Genomic DNA, 14,610 nt, shown 5'->3' with positions numbered 1-14,610 from the left:
CAAAGGGAACGATAAAATGAGGAAACTGATCACAGCCACCCTGCTTGCCACGCTGATGGCCGGCAGCGCCCTTGCCGATACGAAGCTGAAGCTCGTCGAGGTCATCACCAGTCCCGAGCGCACCGAAACGCTGAAGTCGATCGTCGCCAGGTTCGAACAGGCGAATCCCGGGACGACCGTGGAGATCATTTCGCTGCCCTGGGGCGAAGCCTTCCAGAAATTCGCGACCATGGTCTCGGCCGGCGAAATCCCCGACGTCATGGAAATGCCGGACACCTGGCTGTCGCTCTACGCCAATAACGGCATGCTCGAAAGCCTAGAGCCCTATCTCGAAAAGTGGGAGCATACGCCCGGCCTCACCGAGCGCGCGCTCGAACTCGGCCGCGACGTCAACGACACCGCCTATATGCTGCCCTACGGCTTCTATCTCCGGGCGATGTTCTACAACAAGAAGCTGCTCTCCGAAGCGGGCGTCGCCGAGCCGCCGAAGACGATGGACGACTTCGTCAAGGCTTCCGAGGCGGTCTCCAAGCTGCCGGGCAAATCGGGCTATTGCCTGCGCGGCGGTCCGGGCGGCCTCAACGGCTGGGTGATGTTCGGCGCGACCATGGCCGGCGACAACAAGTTCTTCAACGAGGACGGCACCTCGACGATGAACAGCGAAGGCTGGATCAAGGGCCTCACCTGGGTCATCGACCTCTACAAGAACGGCCTCGCCCCCAAGGACAGCGTCAACTGGGGCTTCAACGAGATCGTCGCCGGCTTCTACAGCGGCACCTGCGCCTTCCTCGACCAGGATCCGGACGCGTTGATCGCGATCGCCCAGCGCATGAAGCCGGAGGATTTCGGCGTGACCACCATGCCCAAGGGGCCGAGCGGCAAGGCCTTTACCACGATCGGCTTTGCCGGCTGGTCGATTCTTGCCGCCAGCCAGAACAAGGACCTCTCCTGGAAGCTGATCGAAACGCTGGAGGGCCCGGAAGGCAATATCGAGTGGAACAAGCGCACCGGCGCGCTGCCCGTCCATAAGTCGGCCGAGAAGGACCCCTTCTATGCGAGCCCGCAGTTCAAGGGCTGGTTCGACGAACTCGCCGACAAGGACGTCGTGCTGACGGTCATGCCGACCTATCTCGAAGAATTCGCCTTCTTCAAGGATTCGCTCGCCATCAAGACGACCCAGGAGGCCCTGCTCGGCGACATCACGCCGGAAGAGCTCGCCAACCAATGGGCCGACTACCTGACCAAGGCGCAGCAGAAATACCTCGCAAACAAGAAGTAACGCAGGCACCGGCGGCGGTCAGCCGCCGCCGGTCGTCCGACGCAGGAAAAGGCACGCCGATCGATAACGGCGGTCAAAAAAGGGGAAATTTCGATCGATGGCCTATGCCGCACGCCATGACGGCCTGCCCGCAACCCGTCCGCCGCTGATGAAGCGGATCGCCGACGCCTCTGCGCCTTATCTCTATACCGCTCCGGCGCTCATCCTGATCGTTACGGTCATGCTCGTGCCTCTGGTGCTCGGCATCTCCTACGCCTTCCGCGATATCCAGCTGCTCAACCCCTTCTCCGGCGGTTTCGTCGGCCTCGACCACTTCCGTGCGCTCGCCCAGGACCAGGCATTCTTCCGATCGCTGCGCAACACGCTCTGGTGGACAGGCGCCTCGGTCTTCCTGCAATTCGCCTTCGGCCTCATACTGGCGCTCCTGCTCGACAAACCGTTCCATGGCCGCGCGATCGCGCAGGCGCTCGTCTTCCTGCCCTGGGCGGTGCCGAGTTTCCTGGCCGGCCTCAACTGGGCCTGGCTCTTCAACCCCGTCGTCGGCCCGCTGCCGCACTGGCTCTTCGCCCTCGGCATCATGAGCCAGCCGACCAACATCCTGTCCGATCCCCAGCTTGCCATGTGGGGACCGATCGTCGCCAATATCTGGTGGGGCATTCCCTTCTTCGCGATCACCCTGCTCGCAGCACTCCAGGCGATCCCGCGCGACCTCTACGAGGCGGCGAGCATAGACGGGGCCGGCCCGCTGCAGCGTTTCCTTTCGATCACGCTTCCCTTCCTGGCGCCGACGATCGCGATCACCATTCTGCTGCGCACGATCTGGATCTCCAATTTCGCCGATCTCATCATCGTCATGACCAATGGCGGACCGGCGGACCGAACCCAGATCGTCGCAAGCTACATCTTCACCCAGGCGTTCAAACGGCTGGATTTCGGCTATGCCTCGGCAATCGCGCTGGTCCTGCTGGCGCTGCTCCTCGCCTATTCATTGCTGATCGTGATCCTCAGGCAGTGGCTCCTGAGCAAGGATTGAAACCATGCGCGCCAAGCAAGCATTTCTGACCATTGCCCATCGCCTGGCGGTCCTCGCTTATATCGCCTTCGCGCTCTTCCCGCTCTTCTGGCTGCTCAAGGTCGCCGTCACGCCGAACGATCTCCTCTATTCGGAGGGCATTCGTCTCTGGCCGTCGCGGGCGAGCCTCGAACACTTCGACTTCGTGCTGCGGCACAGCGCCTTCCCGGTGTTCTTCCGCAACAGCCTGATCGTTTCCGGGTCGACCGCCGTCATCGTCACCATCCTCGCCTCGCTCTCCGGCTACGCGCTCTCGCGCTTCCGGTTCCGCGGCAAATACTGGCTGGTCACGCTGATGCTGCTGACGCAGATGTTTCCCCTGGTGATGCTGGTCGCGCCGATCTTCAAGATACTCTCGCCGCTGGGGCTGACCAACAGCCTCACCGGGCTCGTCGTCGTCTACACCGCCTTCAACGTTCCCTTCGCGACATTCCTGATGCAGTCCTTCTTCGATGGCATTCCGAAGGACCTGGAAGAGGCGGCGATGATCGACGGCGCGACGCAGTTCGTCGCTTTCCGCCAGATCATCCTGCCGCTGACCCTGCCCGGGATCGCCGCCACCCTCGGCTTCGTCTTCACCGCCGCCTGGAGCGAACTGCTCTTCTCGCTGATGCTGATCTCCGGCAACGCGCAGGCGACCTTCCCGGTCGGGCTCCTGTCCTTCGTTTCGAAATTCTCGGTCGACTTCGGGCAGATGATGGCCGCAGGCGTGCTGGCGCTGATACCGGCCTGCCTCTTCTTCCTCCTCATTCAACGCTATCTCGTCCAGGGCCTCACGGCCGGCGCGGTGAAAGGCTGATACGCAATGGCTTCCATCGACATCGCCAACATCAAGAAGTCCTATGGTACACACCCGGTGCTGCACGACGTCGACCTCAAGATCAGCGACGGCGAATTCGTCGTGCTCGTCGGTCCCTCCGGCTGCGGCAAGTCGACCCTTCTGCGCATGATCGCCGGGCTTGAGAGCGTGACCGGCGGCGAGATCCGCATCGCCGGCAGGCGGGTCAACGAACTCGCCCCGAAGGACCGCGACATCGCCATGGTGTTCCAGTCCTATGCGCTCTACCCGCATATGTCGGTCGCCAGGAACATGAGCTACAGCCTGAGGCTCCGCAAGACGGCCAAGGACAGGATAACGACGGTCGTTGCGGGCGCCGCTGCCAAGCTCGGTCTCGACCCGTTGCTCGACCGCCGCCCCAAGGCGCTCTCCGGCGGCCAGCGCCAGCGCGTCGCCATGGGCCGCGCCATCGTGCGCCAGCCGAAGGCGTTTCTCTTCGACGAACCGCTCTCCAACCTCGATGCGCGCCTGCGCGAGCAGATGCGCGCCGAGATCAAGAAACTGCACAAGGATCTCGGCGCCACCTCCATCTATGTGACGCACGATCAGATCGAGGCGATGACGCTCGCAGACCGGATCGTCGCCATGAATGGCGGCGTGGTCCAACAGGTCGGAAGCCCGCTCGATCTTTACGACCGTCCGGCCAATCTTTTCGTCGCCGGTTTCATCGGTTCGCCGGGCATGAATTTCTTCGAAGGTGCCTACCACGCGGGCGACGCGCCGCGCTTCGAGATGTCGGATGAGATCGGCATCCCGCTCGACGCGGCCGCGCCGCTTTCGAATAACTCAAAGGTGACGCTCGGCATCCGTCCCGAACATGTCGTGCTTGCCGGCCACGGCCCGGAGACGCTGCTTGCCGGCGTCGATCTGGTCGAGCCGACCGGCTTCGGCATCATCCTGCATCTCTCGCTCGGGCGGGCGGTCTTCAAGGTCTTCACCAACGACCGATCCTTCCTGACGGCGTCCGGCACGATCCCCGTCCACTTCCCCGCTCACCACCTGCATTTCTTCGATGCGGAGGGCAAGCGCGTCTGACGTCCTCCGGGGCGCAGATGCAACGGCGTTTGTGGGCTCGATCGGGCGCGAAGGCGCCGCAGCTCGCGACGTGGTTCAGTCTGCGCGAATATGCAGACCTATAGCGACGGTCTCGGCGCTCCTGTCCCGCTTCCCGGAAGGCCGAAAGCCTGCTGAAAATAGCTGCGGAAGGCTAGCATTGGTGGCGTGAGCGTCAGACCGGCCCGCCAGGCAAGACCGATGTCCATCGCCGGAACCGATTCCTGAATGTTGATAGTTTCGATGCGGCGGCCCTCGAGAGACCAGGGGCGGTGGACCATGTCTGACAGAATGGCGACACCCTGGTTGTTAGCGACCATGGAGCGTACGGCCTCGACGGACGAGGTCCTGAGAAAGACGTTCGGCTGCCACGGCGTCTGGCTCCAGTATTTGAGGGCCGACTGGGCCGCCTCGTCGACCGTCAGCATGATGTAGGGTTCGGCCGCCACGTCCTTCAGACCGACAGTCTTGTGTTTCAGGAGATGGTGCTGGGCCGGTACCCACAGCCGCCGGACCGAGCTCAGCAGGGTCTCCGTCGTCAACAGCGGATTGGCGATGTTCGATGTCAGGAGCACCGACATGTCGTAGCGGTTGGTGAGCAGACCCTCCTCGATCGCATCGCGGTTCATTTCATAGAGCTGGACTCTGATCTTCGGGAACAACCGGCTCATCCGCTCGATATGCACCGGCAGGAAGTAGCCGATGACGGTATAGGTCGCGGCGACGACGATCTCGCCTTCCACGTCGCTGTTGATCAGGTTGAGATGCATTGCCTCGTCGATCTTCGCGAGGATTTCGTAGGCGTGGGACAGGAGCTGGCGACCGGGCGCCGTCAGTTCCATGCCTTGCGCCGTGCGATTGAAAAGCGGCACCCCGACGATCTGCTCGAGATCCTTGATCGCGGCGGTGATCGCCGATTGGGAAATGTTCTGATTGATCGCCGCCTGCGACACCTGCCCGTACTCGGCCGTCGAAACGAAGTATCGGAGCTGCCTGATGCTGAACGCCATGTCGGTCCCCTGGATGCGTGGGTTTTCTTATTATTGCGTTGCAAAAACGAATATCGCTGCGCAAGAAAGCATCATTTTGGATGCCACAATTTTTGCACATCCGCTAACTCATTTTATTCGAACGCTTTTTTACGCCTTCCGAATGGACAGTGAAACCAGTTTTTCAGATATTGGTCCTCAATAGAATCTATTTTTCAAACCGCCGGCTGGGTTCTAACCTATGTTCACCGAGTGCGACTGTCGTGTGCGTCGAGAGACGGCTGCCGCCTTTGAAGAGGATAGGTCATTGAAATCAACCGTCGATATCAATTGTGACATGGGAGAAGGCTTCGGCCGGTGGCGCATCGGCGATACGAGCGACACGCTTCTCATCCCCCATATCAGTTCGGCGAACATCGCGGCGGGCTTCCACGCAGGCGACCCCAATCTTATCGACGATACCGTCAAGCTCGCTGCGCAGCATGGCGTCGCAGTCGGCGCCCATCCCGGTTTCAACGATCTGCAGGGGTTCGGCCGCCGCAGGATCGGCGGCAGCAACAAGGAAATCGTCAACGACATTATCTACCAGGTCGGCGCCTTGCGCGAATTCTGCCGCCGGCACGGGACAAGCATCCGACATGTCAAGCCGCACGGCGCCCTCTATATGGAGCTGGCCGCCAATCCCGACCTGTCGGACGCATTCATCCAGTACATGCGCACCGCCGCACCGGACGTGCCGGTTCTCTGTATGGGAATCTCATCGACCTATACGGCGGCACGTCTGTTGGGCCATCCGGTGGTCCGCGAGCTCTATGCGGATCGCGACTACGACGACAGCGGCTCCATCGTCTTCACGCGCGATGCCGGCCGCCCCGACCCGAAGGCGATCGCCAGGAAGGTTCTGCGCGCCTGCAAAGAAGGCAAGGTCCGGACAGTCAGCGGGGCTGATATCGACATCGAGTTCGAGTCCATCTGCTTCCACTCCGATACGCTCGGCGCCTTGGAGATCGTTCGAGAGATGCGCAATGCCTTGGTTGCCGAAGGGGTCCGGATCGCACCGGTTTCCCATGCCTTGGAACATCAATGAAATGAGGGAACGTCATGAACAAGTTTGAGATCCGATCGCCACTTCCCGGCACGTTCTACAGGGCATCCTCGCCGGACGCGGCGCCCTTCAAGGCAGACGGGGACGATGTTGCAGAAAGCGACGTCATCGGCGTCATCGAGGTTATGAAGACCTTCCACGAGATCCCGGCGGGAGCCGCCGGCAGAAACATCCTGTTCGCCGCCGAGAACGAGGAGCCGATCATGGCCGGTCAGGTGATTGCGGAGATCGAACAATGACGATCCGTTCCGTTCTCATCGCGAACCGCGGCGAGATCGCGGTCCGGATCATCGGGGCGGCCAAGGCGCTGGGCATCAGGACGGTTCAGGTCCACAGCACCGCCGATGCTGACATGCTGGCGGTCAGGCTGGCTGACGAGGCGATCGAGATCGGACCGCCGGCACCGAAGAAGTCCTATCTGAATATCGAGGCCGTGATGGCCGCCGCCAGGACCGCTAATGTCGATGCCGTGCACCCGGGCTACGGCTTCCTCTCGGAGAACGGGGATTTCGCCGATGCCGTCACGGCCGCCGGCATGATCTTCGTGGGCCCGAGCGGCGAGGCGATCCGCCTGCTGGGCGACAAGGTCACGGCGCGGGAGGTGGCGATGCGTGCCGGCGTACCCACCGTTCCGGGCAGTCGCGGGCGTGTGTCGGATCTCGCCGAGGCGCGTGGCATCGCGGATCAAACCGGTTTTCCGCTGATTATCAAGGCGGCGGCCGGTGGGGGCGGCCGCGGCATCCGCATCGTCGAAACGATCGCCGATCTCGAGAAGCAGTTCCCGCTCGCCTCCGCAGAAGCCGCTGCGGCCTTCGGCGACGGCGGCCTCTATATCGAGAAGGTCATCACCCGGGCACGCCATGTCGAAGTGCAGATTTTCGGCGACGGCAGGAATTTCGTTCATTTCCATGAGCGCGAATGCTCGCTGCAACGCCGGCGACAGAAGGTCTGGGAGGAGGCGCCCGCATTCCAGCTTCCGCCGGTCGTACGGCAGCAGCTGTGCGAAAGCGCCGTCGCATTGGCGCGGGAGGTGGGCTACAAGGGCGCGGGCACCGTGGAATACCTCTACGACGACGAGACCCGTGAATTCTACTTCATCGAGGTCAATACCCGCATACAGGTCGAACATCCGGTCACCGAGATGATCACTGGCTTCGACCTCGTCCAGGAGATGCTGAAAGTGGCCGGCGGCGCGCCCCTTTCCGTGGCGCAGGACGACATCGGAATCCGCGGCCACGCAATAGAATGCCGCATCAATGCCGAGGACCCGTTCAAGGGCTTCGCGCCTGCGCCGGGGCTCATTCAGCGTCTGTCGGTACCCAGCCGCGCGCATGTTCGCTTCGATACCATGCTCTACGAAGGCTATACGATCCCGCCCTTCTACGATTCGCTTCTCGGCAAGCTGATCGTCTGGGGACAGACGCGTTCCGAATGCCTGGATCGACTTCGCAGGACACTCGAAGAGCTGATCATCGACGGCGTTCCCACGACCATGCCGCTGCACCAGGCGCTGGCGGACGCACCCGCCGTCCAATCCGGTGCCATCCACACCCGGTTTCTCGAGAGTTGGCTCGAGACGGACTTTTCTCTTCGCAACGTAACCAAGCCGGAGGTTGCCTGATGCCTGCACGATATACGTTCGGTGGCGACGAGCACCTCTTCGTCGAATGCAGCGAAGAGATGTCACTCGAAGCCTTCTTCAAAAGCCTTTCGATGGCGACCGGCGTGCGCGAGAGCAAGATCAGGGGCGTAACAGAGATCTGCCCGGCCAACGCCTCCATGCAGGTCAAGTTCAATCCTGACATCATCAAGCCGGACGACATCCTGAAGGAAGTCCAGTTGATCGAAGGTGCGGCCGAGAAAGCCGAACCCGTCATCAGGACCCGCATCGTCGAGGTCCCGGTACTCTACAATGATCCATGGACCCACGAGACCGTGATGCGGTTTCGCGAGCGTCACCAGGAGCCGTCAGGCACAGATCTCGACTACGGAGCGAGGATCAACGGCTATTCCAGCGTCGACAGCTTCATAGCGGCACACCATGGCTCTCCCTGGTTCGTATCGATGGTCGGTTTCGTCGCCGGCCTGCCGTTCATGTACCAGATGGTTGAGCGGCAGCGGCAGATCGAGGTGCCGAAATATCTTCGGCCGCGCACGGATACGCCGCGCCTGACGGTCGGCCATGGCGGTTGCTTCGGCTGCATCTATTCGGTGCGCGGTGCCGGGGGCTACCAGATGTTCGGCATAACGCCAATGCCGATCTTCGATGCGACGCAGACGACCAGCTATCTGCGCGACTTCATGGTTTTCTTCCGGCCCGGCGACATCGTGAAGTTCAAGCCGATCGACCGCGATGCCTACGACCAGGCGGTAGAGGACGTCGATAAGGGCCGCTTCGCTCCGCCGATCCGCGAGGTGAGCTTCGACCTGCGCAAGTTCCAAAAAGACATCGGCGGATACAACAAGACCCTGGAGGACGCCCTTTATGCCCATTAAGGTTCATCATCACGGCGTCTCCACCAGCGTTCAGGACCTTGGCCGGCCGGGCTATTTTCACCTCGGCATTCCGATGGGCGGGGCAATGGACCGTTTTGCCATGCGGGCGGCCAACCTCCTCGTCGGCAACGACGAAGGCGCAGCGGGACTGGAAGCGGTCTTCATGGGGCCGAGGCTGGAGTTCACCGCGGACGCGCTGGTCGCCGTCACGGGGGCGGACATGCCGGCGAAGGTCGATGGCGAAGCCGTGCCCGGCTGGACCGCCTTGAAGGTCAAGAGCGGCCAGGTGCTCTCCTTCGACTATCTGAAAAGCGGCGCGCGCATCTGCATCGCCGTGTCAGGCGGCATCGACGTGCCCATCGCGCTCGGCAGCCGCTCCACCTATCCGATCGGCTCGCTCGGCGGCTACAAGGGCAGGCAATTGGCGGCCGGCGACGAGCTGCCGATCGGCGAAAGTTCGCTGGCCACCGAGGGACGGACGGTCGCGGAAAACCTGCGACGCATGCCGGGCATGCCGGCCGAATTGCGTGTCCTTCCGGGACTCTACTGGGACAGGCTGACGGGCCCGGCCAAGGAAAACTTTTTCGCCGACACTTGGAAAGTGGCACCTGAGGCCGACCGCATGGGCTACCGTTTCCGGGGCGGACGCAAGATCGAATTCGTCGAGCGCAAGCAGACCTTCGGTGCCGGCTCCGATCCGTCGAACATCGTGGACAGCTGCTATCCCTACGGATCCATTCAGATTCCAAGCGGGACCGAGCCGATCATCCTGCACCGGGATGCCGTTTCGGGCGGCGGCTACTTCATGGTCGGTACGGTCATTTCCGCGGACATGGACCTGATCGCCCAGCTACAGCCGCACACGCCGACCCGCTTCGTCGAAGTGACGATGGAACAGGCGCTTGCAGCCCGTAAGGACAGGGCCGCGCTTCTCGAAAGGCTTAGATCCAGCTTCAACTGACGCAACACAAAAAAGGGGAATGAGAAATGCGTAAACTGGGAGTCTATCTCGCCGCGTGCACCGCCATGATGACGGGCATGGCGATCAATGCCCGTGCGGATAACTGGTATCCATATCCCGCGCAAAAGATCGAGCCGCCGTTCGCGGCCGACGGAAAATCCGTCGACGTGGAGTACCGCCCACTCGACAAAGCGGAGAAGCCTTGGAATATCTGCGTGTCCTTCCCACACATGAAGGACGCCTACTGGCTCGGCGTCGATTACGGCGTCGTGCAGCAGGCCAAGGAACTCGGCGTTGCACTCAATGTCCTCGATGCCGGCGGCTATACCGAACTCGCCAAGCAGATCTCGCAAATCGAGGACTGCGTGGCGAGCGGCGCGGAAGCGGTGGTCATCGGAGCGATTTCCTTCGACGGCCTCAACAACCTCGTCAGCGAGATCACGAAGAAGGGCATCCCCGTCATCGACGTCATCAACGGCATCTCCTCGCCGAACGTCACCGCCAAGTCGCTGGTGTCATTCTACACGATGGGCTTCGAGACCGGCGCCTACCTCGCCCAAAAACATCCGGCCGGCGGAGAACCTGCCAAGGTCGGCTGGTTTCCCGGACCTGCGGGTGCCGGCTGGGTCGAGGCCGCCAACAAGGGTTTCCTCGAGGCTGTGAAGGGGTCGTCGCTGGAAATCCTCGACCCTAAGTTCGGCGACACGGGAAAAGAGGCGCAGCTCAAGCTGGTCGAAGATGTGCTGCAGGCCGAGCCGGATGTGAAATACATCGCCGGAACCGCGGTCACGGCGGAAGCCGCCCAAGGCCTGATCCGCGAGCGCGGGCTGAAGGGCGAGGTCGAACTCCTCGCCTTCTACATGACGCCCGGCGTCTACGAAGGCATCAAGCGCGGCTTCATCGCCGCCTCGCCGGCGGACTCCATGGTCATCCAGGGGCGCATCGCCATCGACCAGGCGGTGCGGGCGCTCGAGAAGAAGGACTTCATCAAGCATGTCGGGCCGAAGATCTTCGTTCTCGATTCCGAGACGATCGGTTCGGTCGAGAAAGACACCATCCTCCCGCCCGATGGCTTCAAGCCCCAGTTCACCGTGAACTGAGGCCGCGAGCGCGCGGCGTGCTCGGCAATGTTGCGAAGCACGCGGAGGAAAAGGAAAGTTTGTCATGCAGAGCGCGATCACGCCGCTCGTCGAGATGACCCATGTCGGCCGCACCTTTCCGGGGGTGACGGCTCTCGACGGCGTCAATTTCCAGCTCATGCCGGGGGAAGTGCATGTCCTCTTCGGCGAAAACGGGGCTGGCAAGTCGACATTGATTTCCATTCTGTCAGGCGTCTATCCGCAGACCTCCGGAAGCGTGAAGCTCGACGGAGAGGAAGTCACCTTCGCCTCGGTGGCGGACGCGAAGGCCCGAGGCATTTCCGCGGTCTTCCAAGAATTTTCGCTAGTGCCGACGCTGAGCGTCGCGAAGAATATCTTCCTCGGCGACGAACCAATGATCGGGCCTTTCATCGACAGGGTCAGGATGGAGCGGGAAGCCAAGGAGCTCTTCGCGGAACTGGATTTCGACATCGACGTGCGTGCAACCGCCGTTTCACTCTCGCGGGCCGAGCAACAGATGACGGAGATCGCCAAGGCGATCCGTTCCAAGGCTCGCGTCCTCATTCTGGACGAGCCGACCGCATCGCTGACGGAGCGCGAGACGGAAACGCTTTTCCGGATCGTCATGGAGGCGAAAGCGAGGGGCGTCGGGATCGTCTATATCTCCCATCGCATCCAGGAGTTCTCGATCATCGCCGATCGCGTCACTGTTCTCCGTGACGGCAAGCTGATCGAAACGGTCAAGATCGGCGATACGACTTCCGAAAACCTCGTCGAAATGATGACGGGCCGCGCGATCGACCAAGTCTATCCGTCGATCGCCCGGGCGGCCGAGCCGAAGCCGGTCTTGTCAATCCGATCGCTGCGCGCGACCGGTGTCAATGGCGTCGACATCGACGTCCGGGCCGGCGAAGTCCTCGGCGTTGCCGGCCTCGTGGGAAGCGGTAAGTCTCGGGCGTTTCGGGCCGCGTTGGGCCTGTCATCGGTCCATTCGGGCGAAATCCATCTCAACGGTGAGAATCTTACCGGCGCCCCGACGCGCCGCTTTCTGCGCAACGGCGTGTTCTACCTGCCACCGGACCGGAAGAGCGAGGGTCTCATGCTCAGCGCCACGGCGCGCAACAACATCAATCTCGGTCTGCTCTTCCGGCCCGAGATAGCCACCGCGACCGGCCTTTCGAGTCGGCGCCAGAATGCGCTGTCGTCGGGCATCGGGCGAAAGGTTGACCTGACCGAGGAGTACATGGCGAGGCCGGTCGCCAACCTGTCGGGCGGCAATCAGCAGAAGGCGCTGTTCGGCAAGGGCTTTGGGACGGACTACCAAGTCTATATCTTCGACGAGCCGACCGTCGGTGTCGATATGGGAACCCGCGCCGCTCTATACCGGCTGATCCAGGCGCTGGCCGAAGCAGGCAAGGCCGTGGTGGTGATCTCCTCCGACCTGCCCGAAGCCATGAATCTCGCGCACCGGCTCCTTGTTTTCGCCGGCGGCCGAGTGACGGCTGAGTTGTCGGACGGCGACATTAATGAAACCAACGTGCTGAAAGCATTCTTCAAGGCAGAAGGGGAAGCCGCATGATCACCCGAGCTGAAACCATTGCGCGAACGGGAAGCCGCGCCGACTTTTCGCCCGTACGACTCGTCAAGCAGCTCTTCGTGCGCGCCGGCGTTCTGCCGTTCTTCCTCGTGATCGCTGTCATCATATTCTCGCTGGCGTCGTCGCAATTTCTCACGTTGCAGAACCTGACGAACGTGGCACGCCAATCGGTCTATCTGGTGCTCGTCTCGCTGGGCCAGATGCTGGTCCTGATCACCGGCGGTTTTGACCTTTCCGTCGGTACGGCGATCGCTCTGACCTCCGTCGTCTCGGCCTCGACGATGATCGCCGCGGCGGCTCTCTTTCCGGATCTCGTCTGGTTCGTCATCGCTCTCGGCCTTCTCGCAGGTTTCGGCGCAGCCTTGATCGTCGGGGTCGTGAACGGCATCGGCGTTTCGGTCTTCGGCGTTTCGCCCTTCATTATGACGCTTGGCGTCCAGTCCGTCGGCGCAGGAACCGCGCTGTTCCTGACCGGTGGCGTTCCGATCGGCAACCTGCCGTATGAGTTCGGCAATTTCTTCGGCTTCGGTCGCGTGGCCGGCGTTCCCGTGCCGGTGGTGATTGCATTGCTCACGATCGCGGTGATGTGGGTGGTGATGAACCGGTTGCGGATCGGCACGCAGTTCTATGCTGTCGGAGGCAACGTCAAGGCAGCGCATCTTTCCGGCATCAACACGAAGGTGACGCTCTTCGTCGCCTATGTCGCCTGTTCGCTGCTCGCCTCGCTTGCCGGCATCCTGCTGACGGCGCGCGTCGAAAGCGGCGAGACGAACCTCGGCGGCACGGTGGGCCTCGAATCGATCGCCGCCTGCGTAATCGCAGGCGTGTCGTTGCGCGGCGGGATCGGACGGGTCGAGAACGTGGTGCTCGGCGCCTTCTTCATCGTGTTGGTCCAGAACGGCATGAATGTCATGCAGATCGGGTCCTACATGCAGATGGTCCTGCTCGGCAGCCTGCTCATCCTCGCCGTCATCATCGACCAGTTGCGCTACAGGATGATCCTGGCACGGCGTTGAACGCATCGGGTCGGGAGCCTCGTCATGAAGAAACCGGACTGCTCGCGGGAAAAGTTCGACGATTACGTGATCGATTTCGCTCTCTACACCGCACGGGCGGGCAAGCGCCTCGCGCTCTTCACGCTCGTGCGGATCAATGGCGCTTCGCTTCCGGGCCCTCGACGGCCGGCTCTACCGCATACCCGTCACTGGCCGAAAAGCACGCGCCACGCCAGGATTTTCCCGTCGGTGATCGAAGGAACGACAGCATGAGACCACCCGCCAAGCGTCAGCTCTACATCGCCAGCTCGCTTGCCGACGCGTTCGAGGCACGGGTCCGGTTCGGCGCCACTGCGGAATTCCTCGCCGGCGGCACCTGGATCATGCGGGCCGATCATCGCGAGGAGTTCGGCGACCGGCATTACATTTCGATCGGACACCTGGAGGAAATGGCGACAATCGATATCACCGAAGGTGAAATCGCAATTGGCGCCGGTGCCACACATGCGCAGCTCGCGGCCGCCACGGCGCACATGCCGGACCTTGCCGCACTGCACGAGGCGGCCGGCAGGTCTGCCAACCCGGCGATCCGCGCCATGGCGACCGTGGGTGGGAATATCTGCACGCCCGGCTTTGCCGCCGCCGATCTCGTGCCGGCGCTTCTTTGTCTTTCGGCTTCGGTTGAGATCGCAACGGCAGACGCCCGCCGGCGCATGCCGCTGGAAGATTTTCTTGCGGTCCGGGAAAGCAGCCGGACGGACGTTCTGACGCGCGTGTTCGTCGCGCGGCGGCCACATCGTTCTGCCCATGCGCGGTTACCCCTCAAGAAAGCCGGCGACTATCCCGTCGCGATCGTCAGCGTGTCCCTGGCCCGGGGCGCTTCCGGCAGGATCGATGCGGCCACCATTGCGGTCGGTTCGGTAGAACCCGTGGCGCGGCGATGGAGGACACTGGAAACGGCGATCCAGGGCACTGCGATGAAACCGGAAGACATCACGGCCATCGCAGCGAAATGCAACACCGAGTTCCGGGGGCGCAACGGCATCGAGGCGCCCGGCTGGTACAGGATCAAAGTTTTGCCGGAACTGGTGCGCCGCGCCTTTCAAGATTTGCTCGCTTAAAGAC

General features: G+C 62.3%; 16 protein-coding genes. 15 read left to right on the top strand and 1 reads right to left on the bottom strand.

From position 1 onward, the window contains the following. The first annotated feature begins 16 nt into the window (after positions 1–16). The 4 genes from M1D43_RS00470 to M1D43_RS00455 all read left to right on the top strand — a co-directional run bounded on the left by M1D43_RS00470 (position 17) and on the right by M1D43_RS00455 (position 4,224). Positions 17–1,279, top strand: coding sequence for an ABC transporter substrate-binding protein (locus tag M1D43_RS00470; protein WP_010969987.1), 1,263 nt, complete (start codon positions 17–19; stop codon positions 1,277–1,279). A 97-nt stretch (positions 1,280–1,376) separates the two neighbouring features. Further along, positions 1,377–2,312 (top strand): carbohydrate ABC transporter permease, encoded by a 936-nt coding sequence (locus M1D43_RS00465; RefSeq protein WP_153314575.1) that lies wholly within the window; start codon positions 1,377–1,379, stop codon positions 2,310–2,312. 4 nt (positions 2,313–2,316) lie between these two features. After that, a complete protein-coding gene (locus tag M1D43_RS00460) occupies positions 2,317–3,150 on the top strand; it encodes a carbohydrate ABC transporter permease (protein ID WP_010969988.1) in 834 nt (277 codons plus the stop codon). A gap of 6 nt (positions 3,151–3,156) precedes the next feature. Beyond that, positions 3,157–4,224 (top strand): ABC transporter ATP-binding protein, encoded by a 1,068-nt coding sequence (locus tag M1D43_RS00455; RefSeq protein ID WP_153314577.1) that lies wholly within the window; start codon positions 3,157–3,159, stop codon positions 4,222–4,224. Positions 4,225–4,322: 98 nt separating this feature from the next. On the opposite strand, the gene M1D43_RS00450 is transcribed toward M1D43_RS00455, so the two are convergent. Continuing rightward, positions 4,323–5,252 (bottom strand): LysR family transcriptional regulator, encoded by a 930-nt coding sequence (locus tag M1D43_RS00450; protein ID WP_153314579.1) that lies wholly within the window; start codon positions 5,250–5,252, stop codon positions 4,323–4,325. On the opposite strand from M1D43_RS00450, the gene M1D43_RS00445 reads away from it, so the two are divergent. The 11 genes from M1D43_RS00445 to M1D43_RS00395 all read left to right on the top strand — a co-directional run bounded on the left by M1D43_RS00445 (position 5,239) and on the right by M1D43_RS00395 (position 14,606). Further along, on the top strand, positions 5,239–5,436 hold the full coding sequence (locus tag M1D43_RS00445) for a hypothetical protein (RefSeq protein WP_153314581.1): 198 nt from the start codon (positions 5,239–5,241) through the stop codon (positions 5,434–5,436). The genes M1D43_RS00450 and M1D43_RS00445 overlap by 14 nt on opposite strands. Positions 5,437–5,538: 102 nt before the next feature. Next, positions 5,539–6,318 carry a 5-oxoprolinase subunit PxpA gene (locus M1D43_RS00440; protein ID WP_027993096.1) on the top strand — a complete coding sequence of 260 codons (780 nt, stop codon included), beginning with the start codon at positions 5,539–5,541 and terminating at the stop codon, positions 6,316–6,318. Positions 6,319–6,332: 14 nt separating this feature from the next. Continuing rightward, on the top strand, positions 6,333–6,575 hold the full coding sequence (locus tag M1D43_RS00435; RefSeq protein WP_027993095.1) for an acetyl-CoA carboxylase: 243 nt from the start codon (positions 6,333–6,335) through the stop codon (positions 6,573–6,575). Further along, positions 6,572–7,957 carry an acetyl-CoA carboxylase biotin carboxylase subunit gene (locus tag M1D43_RS00430; RefSeq protein ID WP_153314583.1) on the top strand — a complete coding sequence of 462 codons (1,386 nt, stop codon included), beginning with the start codon at positions 6,572–6,574 and terminating at the stop codon, positions 7,955–7,957. Before M1D43_RS00435 ends, M1D43_RS00430 begins: the two co-directional genes overlap by 4 nt. After that, complete coding sequence (locus tag M1D43_RS00425) at positions 7,957–8,832, top strand: 5-oxoprolinase subunit B family protein (RefSeq protein WP_028003086.1); 876 nt, start codon at positions 7,957–7,959, stop codon at positions 8,830–8,832. Before M1D43_RS00430 ends, M1D43_RS00425 begins: the two co-directional genes overlap by 1 nt. Next, positions 8,822–9,793 carry a 5-oxoprolinase subunit C family protein gene (locus M1D43_RS00420; RefSeq protein WP_027993092.1) on the top strand — a complete coding sequence of 324 codons (972 nt, stop codon included), beginning with the start codon at positions 8,822–8,824 and terminating at the stop codon, positions 9,791–9,793. Before M1D43_RS00425 ends, M1D43_RS00420 begins: the two co-directional genes overlap by 11 nt. Before the next feature lie 65 nt (positions 9,794–9,858). After that, positions 9,859–10,893, top strand: a complete 1,035-nt coding sequence (gene torT, locus M1D43_RS00415; RefSeq protein ID WP_411431276.1) for a TMAO reductase system periplasmic protein TorT — start codon at positions 9,859–9,861, stop codon at positions 10,891–10,893. A 64-nt stretch (positions 10,894–10,957) separates the two neighbouring features. Next, entirely contained in the window at positions 10,958–12,472 is a 1,515-nt protein-coding gene (locus M1D43_RS00410) for a sugar ABC transporter ATP-binding protein (protein WP_153314585.1), read from the top strand. Continuing rightward, positions 12,469–13,506 (top strand): ABC transporter permease, encoded by a 1,038-nt coding sequence (locus tag M1D43_RS00405; protein ID WP_153314587.1) that lies wholly within the window; start codon positions 12,469–12,471, stop codon positions 13,504–13,506. The genes M1D43_RS00410 and M1D43_RS00405 overlap by 4 nt, the downstream gene beginning before the upstream one ends. Before the next feature lie 24 nt (positions 13,507–13,530). Then, complete coding sequence (locus M1D43_RS00400) at positions 13,531–13,758, top strand: hypothetical protein (protein ID WP_153314589.1); 228 nt, start codon at positions 13,531–13,533, stop codon at positions 13,756–13,758. Further along, on the top strand, positions 13,755–14,606 hold the full coding sequence (locus M1D43_RS00395; RefSeq protein ID WP_498814046.1) for an FAD binding domain-containing protein: 852 nt from the start codon (positions 13,755–13,757) through the stop codon (positions 14,604–14,606). The genes M1D43_RS00400 and M1D43_RS00395 overlap by 4 nt, the downstream gene beginning before the upstream one ends. The last annotated feature ends 4 nt before the right edge of the window (positions 14,607–14,610 follow it).

It is taken from the genome of Ensifer sp. R1-3, from assembly GCF_056739175.1.
This window is presented reverse-complemented; position numbering and strand designations above follow the sequence as displayed.

Coding starts and splice junctions, on each gene's coding strand:
- M1D43_RS00445 (WP_153314581.1), top strand. CDS start 5,239: ATGCTGAACGCCATGTCGGTCCCCTGGATGCGTGGGTTTTCTTATTAT.
- M1D43_RS00420 (WP_027993092.1), top strand. CDS start 8,822: ATGCCCATTAAGGTTCATCATCACGGCGTCTCCACCAGCGTTCAGGAC.
- M1D43_RS00400 (WP_153314589.1), top strand. CDS start 13,531: ATGAAGAAACCGGACTGCTCGCGGGAAAAGTTCGACGATTACGTGATC.
- M1D43_RS00470 (WP_010969987.1), top strand. CDS start 17: ATGAGGAAACTGATCACAGCCACCCTGCTTGCCACGCTGATGGCCGGC.
- M1D43_RS00460 (WP_010969988.1), top strand. CDS start 2,317: ATGCGCGCCAAGCAAGCATTTCTGACCATTGCCCATCGCCTGGCGGTC.
- M1D43_RS00410 (WP_153314585.1), top strand. CDS start 10,958: ATGCAGAGCGCGATCACGCCGCTCGTCGAGATGACCCATGTCGGCCGC.
- torT (WP_411431276.1), top strand. CDS start 9,859: ATGATGACGGGCATGGCGATCAATGCCCGTGCGGATAACTGGTATCCA.
- M1D43_RS00405 (WP_153314587.1), top strand. CDS start 12,469: ATGATCACCCGAGCTGAAACCATTGCGCGAACGGGAAGCCGCGCCGAC.
- M1D43_RS00430 (WP_153314583.1), top strand. CDS start 6,572: ATGACGATCCGTTCCGTTCTCATCGCGAACCGCGGCGAGATCGCGGTC.
- M1D43_RS00435 (WP_027993095.1), top strand. CDS start 6,333: ATGAACAAGTTTGAGATCCGATCGCCACTTCCCGGCACGTTCTACAGG.
- M1D43_RS00465 (WP_153314575.1), top strand. CDS start 1,377: ATGGCCTATGCCGCACGCCATGACGGCCTGCCCGCAACCCGTCCGCCG.
- M1D43_RS00450 (WP_153314579.1), bottom strand. CDS start 5,252: ATGGCGTTCAGCATCAGGCAGCTCCGATACTTCGTTTCGACGGCCGAG.
- M1D43_RS00395 (WP_498814046.1), top strand. CDS start 13,755: ATGAGACCACCCGCCAAGCGTCAGCTCTACATCGCCAGCTCGCTTGCC.
- M1D43_RS00455 (WP_153314577.1), top strand. CDS start 3,157: ATGGCTTCCATCGACATCGCCAACATCAAGAAGTCCTATGGTACACAC.
- M1D43_RS00425 (WP_028003086.1), top strand. CDS start 7,957: ATGCCTGCACGATATACGTTCGGTGGCGACGAGCACCTCTTCGTCGAA.